Here is a 13776-nt window from a genome sequence, read left to right as displayed (position 1 = left end):
GTTACGGCCGATCCTTGAGCAATTGCGCCTGTACGGAGGCGCCCGCCGTCATGCCCGGACTGGCGGAGTCCTTCGCCAAACGCACTTGGTAGCGGCCGCCCTTCAGACGCCATCCGCCCGCCTGGGTATCGTAGCGCGCGAGCAGGCGGGGATCCGCCTTCAAGGTGACGGTCCGACGCTGCCCTGGCGCGAGCCTCACCTTCTGGAAGCCGATCAGGCGGACAGCGGGCTCTCCGGCCGCGGTGGCGAGGTAGACCTGCGGCACGTCGGCCCCGGTCGTCTTGCCGATATTCTCCACGGTGAAGCTGACGGTGAGGGTCAGTCCGCCGGCCACCGTTAGGTCGGAATAGCGGAAGTCCGTGTAGGACAGGCCGTGGCCAAACGGGAATAGCGGCTTCAGCCCCCTGGCCGCGAACCAGCGGTAGCCGACATCGGCGCCTTCGGGGTGAGGCGCGGCGACCGCGGCGCGCTCCGATCCGCCAAAGCCAATGAGGGCGGGCCGGGGCAGTTGCTCGACCGATTGGGGGAAGGTCATCGGCAACCTGCCGGATGGATTGACCCGACCGAACAGGACGTCGGCGATCGCGTCCCCCCCTTTGGCGCCGGGATACCAGGCCTGAACAACGGCGCCCGCTCCATCGAGCCAGGGCATCTGTATGGGGCCTCCGGTCTCCAGCACCACGATGGTGTTGGGATTGGCGGCGATGACCGCCTGCACAAGGGCGTCCTGCCCATTCGGCAGGGTCAGGTCGGCCGCGTCGAGGCCCTCGGTCATCCATTGGGTGACGAAGACAATGGCCACGTCCGCCTTCGCGGCGGCGGCGGCGGCGGCCGAGGCATAGCGGCCGGTGTCGAAGGTCACCTCGGCGTCCTTGTTGAGGGCGCGGATCGCCTTCAACGGCGAGGACGGGTGGTAGACCTCCCGCCACCAGGGCGCCATTTGACCCTCTCCGCCGACCGGCACGAAACGCGGCGGGTCCCCTTGCCCCGCAGGCGGCGTGACGCTGGAGGAGCCGCCGCCCGACAACACACCGGCGTCGGCGCCGCCGCCGATCACCGCGATACGCTTGGCGCCGGCCGCCATAGGCAGCAGGTTGGCCCTGTTCTTCAGCAGCACGACGCCCTCCGCCGCCGCCCTACGGGCGACGTCGGCATGGGCCGTATAGTCTATGGCCTGTTTCACCGGCGGCCGATCGACGATCCCGACGGCGAACATGGACCGCAGAATGCGCCGGACCATGTCGGAAATCCGAGCCTCAGGAATTTGGCCCGATCGCACCGCCTGCTTCAACGGGTCGCCGAACCAGACGGACTTGTCCAATTGCTGTCCCGACTGCTGATCCAGCCCCTTGAGCGCGAAGTCGGCGCCATAGGTGGCGCCCCAGTCGGACATGACCCAGCCCCGGTATCCCCAGTCGCCTTTCAGCACCCGGTTCAGCAGGAAATCGCTGCCGCAGGCGTAGTCGCCGTTGACCTTGTTATAGGCGCACATGATCGAACCGGGCTTGCCGATCTCAATAGCAAGCTGGAAGGCCAGCAGGTCGGACTCCCGCAGCGCCGCCTCGTCAATCTGGGCGTCGACGCCATGACGGGCGCTCTCCTGGTCATTCAGGGCGAAGTGCTTGGCGGTGGAGATCACGCCAGACGATTGAGCCCCCGCGATGGCGGCGCCTCCCAGGGTTCCCGCCAGCAGCGGATCCTCGCCCAGATATTCGAAATTGCGCCCGTTGCGAGGCTCCCGAGCCAAATTGGCGCCGCCGGCGAGCAGCACGTTGAATCCCTTGGAGAACGCTTCCCGGCCGACCATGGCGCCGCCGTCGCGAGCCACATCCGCATCGAAGCTCGCCGCAATCGCCAGGCCAGAGGGCAAGGCAGTCCCTCCGTCATCGGGGCGGATATTCATGGGATTGGTCACGCCTAGACTGGCGTCCGTTTCCTGCAGCGCCGGAATGCCAAGCCGCGGAACGCCTGGAATATAGCCTGCGCCTCCGATGGCCTCCTTGGGCGGCGGATCCGGGAACGGCAAGGCCATCGGGCCGTGCAGCATGGCGATCTTCTCGTCCAACGTCATGGCCTGCTCGGCAAGGGCGGCCCGCTCATCGGGCGACAGGCGCGGATCCAGCCAGGGACGCGCCCCCTGCGCATGGGCCGGCGCCGCCGCCATGATCAGCGAAATGGCGGAAACCGCGCCAAGACGTGTTGCTCGCAGGCTTTTCAAGGCCGTCTCCTCTCTCCGCTCGTGATCGCCCTTGCGGCTGCGGCGGGCGCGGAGGGGCCGCCAGGCCAGGCTCGAACAAGACGTCCCGCCGTGCCGGGCGCGCCCGGGACGGCGGGAGGCCGCTCGTTAGAACCGGTAGGCCGCCTTGACGCCGACGTAGCGTTGCGAGTTGCGCGGCAGGGTTTGCATCAGCAGGCCGATCGATCCACCGGCGGCGATGCCAACGTTGCTGGCGAACCGTTCGTCGAGGATGTTGCTGGCGAACAGCGTCACGCGATAGCCCGTGTCGCCCTTCTGAACCACACCGACGCTGCCGTTGAGGAGGCCGTATCCCCGCTCGACCGCGACCGGGTTGCCCAGCAAGTCGAAACTGACTTGGCTTTGATAGCTGTAGTCGAGGGTGACAAAGCCATCGAAGGGCAAATCGTCGAACGCCACGTCGTAATTGCCGCCGACGTTGAACTTGTACTTGGGTGCGTTCGGCAGACGCTTTCCGGCAAGGTCCTGGCCGGTCGCCGTCAGCGGGCCGGCCCCGTCGAGGTCAAGGCAGCCCTGCGCGGCGGTCTGGCCGCCGTAGCACTGGGCGTTCTTGAACGAGAGGATTTCCGTGTCGAGGTAGTTGAATGCGGCGTCGAGGCGGAAGGCCTCGGTCAGCTGAGCCGACATCTCGATTTCGACACCCCGGGTCCTCACGGCGCCGACGTTGTTCAAGGTCAGCTGAATAGTGTTGTCGGGCAGCAGCACGCCAGATTGCGCCTGGAACTGCTCAAAGTCGGTCGTGAACAACACGGTGTTCAGCTGCAGGCGGCGGTCCCAGAAGCGGCCTTTCAGGCCCAGTTCGTACGATTTGGACGTCTCCGGCTTCACCGGCGTCGCCGCGCGGGTCGGCGTGAAACCTGAACTGATATCGAAGCCCTGCCCCTTATAGCCGGTGGCGAAGGAACCGTAGACCATGACGTCGTCGCTCAGGTCCTGCCGCAAAGCAATCTTGCCGGTGAAGGCGTCGTCCTCCGCGCTGCCGGCGCAGACCTGCAGGCAGGTGGCGTTGTTGGCCGGGGGCGATGCGGTCGGGTTCAAGTTCTGGAACCGGACATCGATCTTTTCGTGGTTGGCGCGCAGCCCCACGTCCAGATGGGTCGAGCCGGTGAAATCATATGTGGCCTGGGCGAAGGCGGCATAGGAGCGCGTGCCGCTGTTGGAGACCCAGGCGGCGCTGACCGCTCCCGGCGCCCGGTTAAATCCGCGATCCGTTTCGCCGTCCGCATAGAACAACCCGGCGACGTAGCTGAGCGGTCCATCGGTGGTGGAGACCAGACGCAACTCCTGCGACACTTGGTTCGATTCATACTGGCTGCTCGCCACGATCCCGCCGGGCAGGCCCAGAACGTTCTGCGCCGTCATGTCGAAATCTTCGGCGAAGCGGAAGCGCCAGGTCTGGTAACTGGTCACCGACACGAGATCGACCGGACCGAGGTCGAGGCTGGCGCGCGCGGTGTAGGTATTGACCTTGCTGCGATTGAAAAACGGCGCGTTGGCGCGGACGCTGTAATTGTCCCGTCCGGGGGTTATGCCGGCCAAGCTCGGGGCGATCGGCGTGCCGAACACCGCCGCGCCGGCAGGCGCGGTGCGGACGGTGCGCGCCACCCCATTGCCTTCGCTCAAGGCGTGGGAGGCGATGAGGTCGATGGAGAGGCGGTCGGTGGGATTGAGCTTCAGACGGCCACGGACCCCGTAGCTGGTCTCGCCATTCAGCTTTTCGCCGGTCGTGAGATTGTCGAGTATGCCTTCGCGGTCGCTGTAGAAGCCGTTGAGGCGGAAGCTTACGCCTTCGGCGATCGGTCCCGACACCGAGGCGTCGACGCGATACTCGTCGTCGTCCGTCGCCGTCCCGGTGATGCTGCCGGACAGGGTGTCGGTGGGCGCCCGGGTGACAATGTTGATCGCTCCGGCCGAGGCGTTTTTGCCGAACAGGGTTCCCTGCGGGCCGCGCAGGACTTCGATGCGCTCGATGTCGCTGAGGCCCGAGAAGGCCTGCGCCTGCTGAAGAAGCGCAACGTCGTCTACGATCACGGCGACCGAGGGCTCGATTCCGGTGCTGAAGGCGATCGTGCCGATACCACGCATATTGATCGAGTTATTCGTGGGCACGTTGCCCTGCGTGACCGTAAGGCTGGGCGCCAGCCGCGTGAGATCCGACACGGTTGCGACGTTGCGGCTCGCCAGGGTGTCGCCTGTCAGCGCGGTCACCGCGAGCGGTATGTCCTGTAGGTTCTGCTCGCGCTTCTGCGCGGTGACGACGATCTCTTCCAGGGCGATCGGATCCGATCCGCTCTCCTGCGCTACGGCAGGCGCGGCGATCATCATGGCGCTGGCGCCAGCCAGTAAGGCCCACTTGTAAGACATCGTTTCTTTCCCCGCCTATTATTCACCTGACCACGTTGGGTCTGTGGTTAGGCCAATTATAGCGAGGTGGCAGACAAGTCAATTGAGTGGTCTGCCAATCCCGCCGAGGGTCAGATGGCTCGGCGGCGCGCGTATTCGGTCCGCTTGGCCGCAACCTCGCTCCGCGCCCGCTCCAGCGCTTCGGATTCGGTCGCGACGAGCAGCCCATCGATGACGCGCTCCAGGTGTTCCCGCATGGCCTTTCGCGCCCGCTGCGGATCACGCGCCTTGAGGGCGTCCAACAGTTCTTGGTGCTCGTCGATCCGGGGCTTCACGCCCACGCTCCGGGCCTTTTCCAGGATGTGGCGGCACAGCGGGGAGCGGTAGCGCAGGTCCCACAGGTTTTCGACCACGGATGCGATGGCCACGTTTCGCGTGGCGTTCGCGATGGCGAGATGGAAGCGGCGGTCGGCCTGCTCGCCCTGGGGATCGCCCTCATTCTCTTGCACCATATCGCGTAGGATCGCTTCAAGTTCAACGATCTCGCCGTCGGTAATCACCGTCGCCGCGAGCGCCGCGGCCTCCCCCTCGAATAAGGCCCGGGCCTCGGTGAGCTCAAAGGCGCCAATGTCGAGCTCCGGCGCCGACACCTCAGGTTGCGGGTGCTCGACCACATAGACTCCGGAGCCGTGCCGCGCCTCGACCATGCCGCGAATTTCCAAGGCCAGCATCGCCTCGCGGATGGTTGGCCGCGATACGCCATACTCCTCCGCCAGGTCCCGCTCGGAGGGCAGCCGGCCACCCGCGGGATAGGCGCCGCTGGCGATCGCACTCGCCACGGACGCCGCAACCTGCTGGTAAAGTTTTCGGCTGTCGGCAGTGCTCTTGCTCATCGATGCGGGTCTTTCGAGGCGGCGACCTAGATGATGTTACTTCAACAGACATGGCTTTAGGAGGCTTGACAGGATAGCCCCGCCCGGCAAAGAGGTATGACCACTTTTAAGAACAGGTCAACGGGGAGTGCGCGGACATGGCGGAGTCACTGTCTCTTGATCCCGTGCGCCTGTTTCCCGCCGATCCAGCGACCCGCGCCGTGGCCGCGGGCCTATTCGAAGCGGTCGAGCGCCTGCCGGTGGGCCGCATGGCCGCCGTGGTGCGGGCCTGGCTCGACTCCCAGGCGCCGGGCGGCGTGGCGGCTCAGCGGGTGCTGGACCCCGCCCTGTTCCCGGCCTTCCGCGATGATCCGCGCCTTGGCGCCGCCGTCATCGAGGCGCGGACATGACGCGCGCCATCTGCGTCGGCGAAGGCTTGGTCGAGTTGCGCCCCGCAGGCGATGGCCTGCTGGCCCGAGGCTTCGCCGGCGACGCCTACCTCGCCGCCCGGCTCAAGGGCGATAGCCCGACCGCCGCCATATGCGGCCTCACCCTCGCCGCACGCGTCGTGGGGCAGCATGGCGCCATCATCGCTTCAAGTTCGGAACTGTCTGATGCTTAAGATCACCGCCGCCCGTGTCATCGTCACCTGCCCCGGCCGCAACTTCGTCACCCTCAAGATCGAGACGTCGGACGGCGTCTATGGCATCGGCGACGCGACCCTGAACGGGCGCGAGCTGTCGGTGGTCTCCTACCTGGAAGACCACGTCTGCCCGCTGCTGATCGGCCGCGACGCCCACCGCATCGAGGACATCTGGCAGTTCCTCTACAAGGGCGCCTACTGGCGCCGGGGCCCGGTCACCATGTCCGCGATCGCCGCGGTCGACACGGCGCTCTGGGACATCAAGGCCAAGGTCGCCGGTCTGCCGCTGTATCAGTTGCTCGGCGGCGCCAGCCGCAGCGGAGTGATGGTCTATGGCCACGCCAACGGCGCCGACATCGAAGAGACCGTCGCCGAGGCCGTCCGTTACAAGGACATGGGCTACAAGGCGATCCGCCTGCAGACCGGGGTGCCGGGCTTGTCCTCGACCTACGGTGTCTCCAAGGACAAACTCTTCTACGAGCCGGCGGACGCGGCCCTGCCCACCGAGAACGTCTGGTCGACCTCACGCTACCTGCCGACCGTGCCCAGGCTGTTCGAGGCGGCGCGCAAGGTCCTCGGCGACGACATCCACCTGCTGCACGACAGCCACCACCGCCTGACCCCCATCGAGGCGGCGCGGTTGGGCAAGGACCTCGAGCCCTACCGCCCCTTCTGGCTGGAGGACGTGACGCCGGCGGAGAACCAGGCCTCCTTCCGTCACATCCGCAACCACACCACCACCCCGCTGGCCGTGGGCGAGGTGTTCAACACCGTGTGGGACTGCAAGCAGCTGATCGAAGAACAGCTGATCGACTACATCCGCACCACGATCGTCCACGGCGGCGGGATCAGTCACGTGCGCCGCATCGCTCACCTGGCCGAGTTGAACAACGTCCGAACGGGCTTCCACGGCGCCACCGACCTGTCGCCGGTCTGCATGGGCGCGGCCCTGCACTTCGACCTGTGGGCGCCCAATTTCGGCATCCAGGAATACATGCGCCACAGCCCAGAGACCGACGCCGTCTTCCCCCACGCCTACACCTTCGCCAGCGGCGACCTGCACCCTGGCGAAACTCCCGGCCACGGCGTCGATATCGATGAGGCCCTGGCGGCCAAATATCCCTACCGCCCCGCGCAACTGCCAGTGAACCGTCTCGAAGACGGCACCCTGTTCAACTGGTGACCCCCATGCCGAGCCGCCGCACCATCAAACACCTGCGCTGGTGGATCATCGGGCTGGTGATGCTCGGCACCACGGTCAACTACCTGGCGCGCAGCTCTCTGGGAGCCGCCGCCCCGACCCTCACCAAGGACATGAGCCTGACGACGCAGGAATATTCCTACATCGTCGCCGGTTTCCAGTTGGCCTACACCGTTGTCCAGCCCTTCGCCGGCTATATCCTCGACCTGCTGGGCACCAAGGTCGGCCTGTTTGTCTTCGCCATAGGCTGGTCCCTGGCGAACATGGCCCACGCCTTCGCCGGCGGGTGGGTGTCGATGGCCTTCTTCCGCGGCCTGCTTGGCCTGTCCGAGGGCGGGGTCATCCCGGCCAGCATGAAGGCCGTCAGCGAGTGGTTCCCCGACAAGGAGCGCTCCGTCGCCACCGGCTGGTTCAACATCGGCTCGGCGCTCGGCAGCATGGTCGCCCCGCCCCTGGTGGTGTGGTGCATCTTGGTGGGCAGCTGGCACTGGGCCTTCATCGTCACCGGCGCCGTCGGCCTCGTGTGGGCCGCCGCCTGGTGGTTCGGCTACCGCGCGCCGCAGGAGCACCCTCGTATCGGCGCCGAAGAGTTGGCCTATATCGAGGCGGGCCAGCACCGCCCCGAACTCACCGCCGAGCAGCGCAAGCCCGCCTGGGGCGCCATCCTGCGCACGCGGAAGTTCTGGGCCATCGCCATCCCGCGTTTCCTGGCGGATCCGGCGTGGCAGACCTTCACCTTCTGGATCCCGCTCTACCTCGTCACCGTGCGGGGCATGGACCTGAAGCAGATCGCGCTCTTCGCCTGGCTGCCCTTCCTGGCCGCCGATCTGGGCTCCATCGTCGGCGGCTACCTGTCGCCCTTCTTCATGAAATTCGCCGGCGCCAGCCTGATCCGCGCCCGCAAGATGACGGTGCTATGCGGGGCGGTGCTGATGATCGGCCCGGCCTGCATCAGCCTGGCGCCGGACGCCTACTGGGCCATCGCCCTATTCTGCGTCGGCGGCTTCGCCCACCAGGTGCTGTCGGGGGCCTTGATCACCCTGTCCGCCGACCTCTTCCCGCAGCATCAGGTCGGCACCGCCACCGGGATGGGGGGCACGGCCGCCTGGACCGGCGGCCTGTTGTTCTCGTTGCTGGTCGGCGCCCTGGCCAACACCATCGGCTACAATCCGCTGTTCGTCTGTCTCGCGGTGTTCGACCTGATCGGTGCGGTGATCATCTGGAGCCTGCTGCGCGACCGCGACGTCTATGAAACCTCGGCGCCGGAGGCGGCGGGATGATCAGGCCAAGAACACTGAATCGAGAGATCCTATGATACGCTTGGTCCGTTCATCCGCCTTGGCGCTCGCCCTGGCGTGCGCCGCCGCCGGCGCCTCGGCCCAGGCGCTAGCGTCCGTCGCCGCCCGGCAGGACGTTCGCGCCGCGGTCACCCTGAGCGACGGGTGGCGCTTCAAGCAGGCGGATGACCTTTCAGGCGTCGAACGAGCGGGTTTCGACGACTCGAGCTGGTCCACCGTCAGCGTGCCGCACACATGGAACCGCGTGGGTTACTACATCCCGCCCTCGCCCGACCGGGTGAATACGCCCGAGAACGTCAACAAGACCCTGGGAGTCGGCTGGTACCGGCTGACCTTCACACCGTCGGCGACCTTCCGCGGCAAGCGGGCCTGGCTCGAATTCGACGCGGCCAGCCGATCCGCCGAGGTGTGGCTGAACGGCGTGAAGTTGGGCGCGCACGAGGGGGGATTTTCCCGCTTCCGCCTCGACGCCACGGCGGCGCTCAAGCCGGGGGTCCCAAACCTGCTGGTGGTGAAAACCGACAACAGCAGGCCAGCGCAGGGTTCGTCCACCGCCGACATCCTTCCCCTGGCCGGCGACTTCTTCGTGCACGGCGGCCTCTACCGCCCGGTCCGATTGATCGCGACGGATCCGGTCCACCTGGACATGCTCGATTTCGGCGGTCCCGGGGTCTACGCCAAGACGACCGCCGTCGGGGACGGCAAGGCGGAGGTCGCTGTGGCGTCGCGGGTGCGCAACAGCGGGTCGGCTGCGACGATAGAGGTCGCCACCAGGCTGCTGGACGCCAAGGGCGCCGCCGTCGCCGAGACCCTAGGCCGGGTCCGTGTGGCCGCCGGGGCTGTTCAGACGGTCGATGCGGCTCTAACCGTTCCGCAGGCCAGGCTCTGGCAAGGCGTGGCCGATCCCTACCTATACCGTCTGGTTGTCGAAGTGCGTCGGCCCGGCGGACGGGTGGCGGACCGCCTCGACCAGGCCTTCGGCATCCGGCAGATGCGCTTCGACCCCGAGAAGGGGTTCTTTCTCAACGACAAGCCGCTGCGACTGCACGGCGTCGGGCTGCATCAGGACATCGAAGGCAAGGGCTGGGCGCTGAGCGAGGACGACATCGCCGCCGACATCGCCACCATCCGCGAGATGGGCGCCAACACCATCCGCCTCACCCACTACCAGCACGGCCGCACCATCCACGAACTCGCCGACAAGTACGGCATCGTCCTATGGGATGAGATTCCGCTGGTTTCGGCCTGGACCCTGGGCGGCAAGGCGGAAGCTTCCCCCGGTCTGGTGGCCAATGCCCGCCAACAGCTCACCGAACTGATCCGGCAGAACAGCAACCATCCGTCCGTCGCCACCTGGGGGATCGCCAACGAAGTCGATTTCGGCAATTCCATGCCGATGTTCCTCGTCGGCGGGTCCAGCGCCGCGCCGGATCCGTTCGCACTCCTTCGCACGCTGAACGCCCACGCCAAGGCTGAGGACCCGACCCGGCCGACCGTACAGGCGAACTGCTGTGAAGGCCGACTTTTCGCCCCGGGGACGGATATCCCCGTGGTTGCGGAGGTCACCGACCTGTCCGGCGCCAATCGCTACTTCGGCTGGTATTTCGGCACGGTCGATGACCTTGGCCCCCACCTGGACGCGACGCGGGCCACGCGCCCCGAACAGCCCCTGTCTGTGGCCGAATATGGCGCCGGCGGGGCGATCACCATGCATTCGGACGACCCGCTTGGCGGGCCGGCGGACTCACGCGGCCGCGCTCAGCCCGAGGAATATCTGAGCTACGTGCATGAACGCTCCTGGGCCACGCTGGCGAGCAAGACCTACCTCTGGGGGACATGGCTGTGGAACAGCTTCGACTTCGCCACCACAGTGCGCCGCGAAGGTGACGCCGAGGACATCAACACCAAGGGGCTCGTCACCTACGACCGTAAGGTCAAGAAGGACGCCTTCTTCTTCTACAAGGCCAACTGGACCGACACCCCGACCGTCCACATCAACGGCCGCCGTTATGTCGAGCGCGCTTACGGCGTCACCGACATCCGCGTCTACAGCAATGCGTCCTCGACGGAGCTGACTCTCAACGGCAAATCCCTCGGCGCCAAGGCCGACTGCCCGCAGCGCGTGTGCATCTGGCCCGCCGTCCGGATCGCCGAGGGGGAAAATCGCGTAGAGGCGACCGGCCGCTTTGCTTCCGGCGCCGTCACGGACGGTGTTGGCTGGACCTTGGCGGCGGACAACGCGCGCAATTTCAGGATCGACAGCGGCACGCTGCTGGCCGGGCGGGTCTCAGGGCGTCGCTTCGGGTCAGACGCCTTCTTCGAGGGCGGGCGGGCGGGAACGGCGGACACGCCAGCCGACTATGGCAGACCGGCCAAGCCGGCGGTGATCCAGGGAACGGCCGACAGCACCATCGTGACGACCTATCGCGAGGGCGACTTCCGCTACCGGCTCCCCGTTCCTGCCGGCCGCTATAAGGTCACCCTCACCTTCATGGAACCCAAAGCCAAGCCGGGCGAGCGCCGCTTCGACGTCATCGCCAATGGCCGCCGCCAGCTCAAGGACGTCGACGTTGCGTCCCTCGCCGGCGGCCGCCTTGCAGCGGTCCAGCGCAGCTTCACCGCCCAAGCGGACGCTCACGGCTTGAATCTTCACTTCGCTCCATCAAAGGGAGAGGCGCTGGTGTCGACGGTGGAAGTCGAACCGCAATAACACCAGTCTCCCAATTCTTGCCTGTCATGCGGCGCTCGTATTGGCGCGCGCCGCGTCAGCGGGCGGCCACTCCACCATCGAATGGCTGGTGGGCGCCAGTTGCGGACATTGGTTTGCCTGCCGGAAGCGGGACTTCGGCGCGCACCCTCCGTCAGCCGGCGCGGTCCTGGGCGCGGGCGTTGCAGATCTCCAGGAACCCAGCGGCCATAAAGCGAGCCATGCGCTGCTTGATCGCAACGAAGTCCTCTGACTTGCAGAGGCCGCCCGAGAGCTTGTCGATGCGCCCTGTCCGACCAAGCGTCACCATCAGGGCGCCGGTCACGAAGTGATAGCCCCAGAAGATGTCCTCTTCCGCGGCGTCCGGGAGAGCCTTCTTCAAGAAGCCGACGAGCCGCAGCACCACCGGATCGAAATGCTGGTCCATGAGTTCGGCGCCCTCGGGCGTATTGGAAGCATGCGCCCCGAGCGCGCCATAGTTCTTCCAGGGCTCGCCGCCTTGGATGTAAAGATCGAGGTCCGTGTCGAGAAAGGCGTGCAATGCGCCCTCGACCGTCGGATTGCCGTTGGTTGCGGCGTCGTACTCATCAAGAGCCTTCATCCGCAGCTCGCTGGTGACCACTGCGCGGCGCGCGAACACGGCGTCGAAGAGCTTTTTCTTGTCCTCGAAATAGTAGTTGAGCAGGGTGTGGTGGACGCCCACCCGCTGGGCCACGTCCTTTAGGGTGACCCCATAGAGCCCGTGCTTGGCGAACAGGGCCTCGGCGGCGTCGAGGATCTGCTCCATCGACTCGGCGCGCTGTTCGGCCTTCTTGGATATCCGCCGAGGTTTCGGGCTGTCGGGCACACCGAAGTCTTTCGGTCCTGACGCCGCGAGCGTCAAGTCGGCCTGTCCGTGCTGTACTGGGCCCGGAGCCGCAGCTTGTCGATCTTGCCCGTCGCGGCCAGCGGCATGCTCTCGAGGCGGACAACCTGGTCGGGGATCCACCAATTGGCCACGCGGCCCTTCAGCGGCGCCAGCAGGGCCGCGTCGCTGAGCGCCTCGCGCATCTCGACCAGCAGGATCGGCCGCTCGCCCCACTTCTCATCGGCCCGCCCGATCACCGCGGCCAGGGACACCTGTGGGAGCGCACTTACCACCGCCTCGATCTCAGCGGGATTGATCCACTCGCCTCCGGACTTGATCAGGTCCTTGACGCGGCCGGTGATACTGAGGTTTCCCGCCTCGTCGATCCGCGCGAGGTCCCCCGTGGCGAACCAGCCCTCCGCGTCGGTGACCGGCGCCGTCTCGCCGAAATAGCGCTCAACCACCGCCGCGCCGCGGACATGCAGGTGGCCCTCCATGGTCCGCTGCTCCGGCAGTCGCCGGCCCTCGGCGTCGGCCACCATCAGGTCCACCCCCACGGCCGGCCGGCCGGACTGAGCGGCGGACCGCTTGGGGTCGCCGGCGCTCGCCACGACGCCGGAGGGCGAGAGCTCCGTCATCCCCCAACTCGTCTGGACGATCACGCCCAGGCGCTCCTCCAGGCGGGCCATGAGGGCCGACGGCATGGGCGCGCCGCCGACGATGATCCGCTTCAGGCTGGGGACCTCGCCGCCCTCGGCCTCCAGGTGCTCCAGCAACCCCAGCCACACGGTTGGAACACCCACGGCGACCGTCACCGCCTCGGCGCGGATGAGGCGGACCAGGCTGGCGCCGTCGACATGGCGGCCCGGCAGGACCAGCTTCGCCCCCACCGCCGGGGCGGCGAAGGGCAGGCCCCAGGCGTTGGCGTGGAACATCGGCACCACCGCCAGCACGCTGTCAGCGCCGGAGATCGCCATCACGTCGACCTGCAGCGCGCGAAGCGTATGCAGGAAACTGGAGCGGTGGGTGTAGGTCACGCCCTTGGGTGCGCCAGTGGTCCCGGAGGTGAAGCAGAGACCGCAGGGCGCCGTCTCGTCGAACCCACCCCAGGGAAAGCGGTCGCCAGCGCCGTCGATCAGCGCGTCCAGGGCCGAGTCGTCCGCCGTCGCCGGCCCGTCGATGACCAGCAGCCGGAGGGCGTGCGGAACCCGCTCCGCGATCTGCCGGGCGAGCGCGATCAGGTCTGCGCTAACCACCAGGATGCCGGCCTCCGATCGCGCCACCATGGCCGCCAGATGGTCGGCCGTGAGGCGGGGGTTCAGGGTGTGGCAAACCGCCCCCATGCCCATGATCCCGTACCAGGCCTCCAAATGCGCCTGGGTGTTCCAGGCCAGCGTGGCCACGCGGTCGCCGAGGCCGACGCCCAGGCGCGCCAGGGCCGACGAGACCCTCTGGCATCGCACCTTGAGGTCCGCATAGCCGATCCGGTCGATGCCTCCGTCCTCGCGCGCAGTGATCACTTCCGAGGTCGGACGCCACTTGGCCGCGTGCGCCAGGAACTTGTCGAGCGTCAGCGCGAAGGGCTGCATGGCTCCGTCAATCATCGGC

Annotated in this window: 10 protein-coding genes; 5 read left to right on the top strand and 5 right to left on the bottom strand. The window is 67.1% G+C overall.

Translation table 11 applies throughout. The features are described from left to right. Position 1 precedes the first annotated feature (1 nt). The 3 genes from V6M51_RS02615 to V6M51_RS02605 form a co-directional block, all read right to left on the bottom strand. Complete coding sequence (locus tag V6M51_RS02615) at positions 2 to 2218, bottom strand: beta-glucosidase family protein (protein ID WP_332764388.1); 2217 nt, start codon at positions 2216 to 2218, stop codon at positions 2 to 4. A 126-nt stretch (positions 2219 to 2344) separates the two neighbouring features. Beyond that, positions 2345 to 4582, bottom strand: a complete 2238-nt coding sequence (locus V6M51_RS02610; RefSeq protein WP_332764386.1) for a TonB-dependent receptor — start codon at positions 4580 to 4582, stop codon at positions 2345 to 2347. Positions 4583 to 4731: 149 nt separating this feature from the next. Continuing rightward, positions 4732 to 5493, bottom strand: a complete 762-nt coding sequence (locus V6M51_RS02605) for a FadR/GntR family transcriptional regulator (RefSeq protein ID WP_332764384.1) — start codon at positions 5491 to 5493, stop codon at positions 4732 to 4734. Positions 5494 to 5630: 137 nt separating this feature from the next. On the opposite strand from V6M51_RS02605, the gene V6M51_RS02600 reads away from it, so the two are divergent. From V6M51_RS02600 to V6M51_RS02580, 5 genes are read left to right on the top strand one after another with little or no spacing between them, the layout of a single operon-like run. Beyond that, positions 5631 to 5882, top strand: a complete 252-nt coding sequence (locus tag V6M51_RS02600; RefSeq protein ID WP_332764383.1) for a hypothetical protein — start codon at positions 5631 to 5633, stop codon at positions 5880 to 5882. Continuing rightward, positions 5879 to 6094, top strand: a complete 216-nt coding sequence (locus V6M51_RS02595) for a hypothetical protein (RefSeq protein WP_332764381.1) — start codon at positions 5879 to 5881, stop codon at positions 6092 to 6094. Before V6M51_RS02600 ends, V6M51_RS02595 begins: the two co-directional genes overlap by 4 nt. Next, positions 6087 to 7298, top strand: a complete 1212-nt coding sequence (manD, locus tag V6M51_RS02590) for a D-mannonate dehydratase ManD (RefSeq protein WP_332764379.1) — start codon at positions 6087 to 6089, stop codon at positions 7296 to 7298. Before V6M51_RS02595 ends, manD begins: the two co-directional genes overlap by 8 nt. A gap of 5 nt (positions 7299 to 7303) precedes the next feature. Beyond that, entirely contained in the window at positions 7304 to 8596 is a 1293-nt protein-coding gene (locus V6M51_RS02585) for an MFS transporter (RefSeq protein WP_332764377.1), read from the top strand. A 40-nt stretch (positions 8597 to 8636) separates the two neighbouring features. Beyond that, positions 8637 to 11324, top strand: coding sequence for a glycoside hydrolase family 2 TIM barrel-domain containing protein (locus V6M51_RS02580; protein ID WP_332764375.1), 2688 nt, complete (start codon positions 8637 to 8639; stop codon positions 11322 to 11324). Between the two features lie 151 nt (positions 11325 to 11475). On the opposite strand, the gene V6M51_RS02575 is transcribed toward V6M51_RS02580, so the two are convergent. Together V6M51_RS02575 and V6M51_RS02570 are read right to left on the bottom strand one after the other, a co-directional pair. Then, complete coding sequence (locus V6M51_RS02575; protein WP_332764374.1) at positions 11476 to 12168, bottom strand: TetR/AcrR family transcriptional regulator; 693 nt, start codon at positions 12166 to 12168, stop codon at positions 11476 to 11478. A 32-nt stretch (positions 12169 to 12200) separates the two neighbouring features. Then, positions 12201 to 13772 carry an AMP-binding protein gene (locus V6M51_RS02570; RefSeq protein ID WP_332764372.1) on the bottom strand — a complete coding sequence of 524 codons (1572 nt, stop codon included), beginning with the start codon at positions 13770 to 13772 and terminating at the stop codon, positions 12201 to 12203. Positions 13773 to 13776 lie beyond the last annotated feature (4 nt).

The organism is Phenylobacterium sp. (assembly GCF_036677185.1).
Lineage (GTDB): Bacteria > Pseudomonadota > Alphaproteobacteria > Caulobacterales > Caulobacteraceae > Phenylobacterium.
The sequence above is the reverse complement of the archived record's forward strand: the minus strand, read 5'-3'. Positions and strand labels throughout refer to the sequence as shown.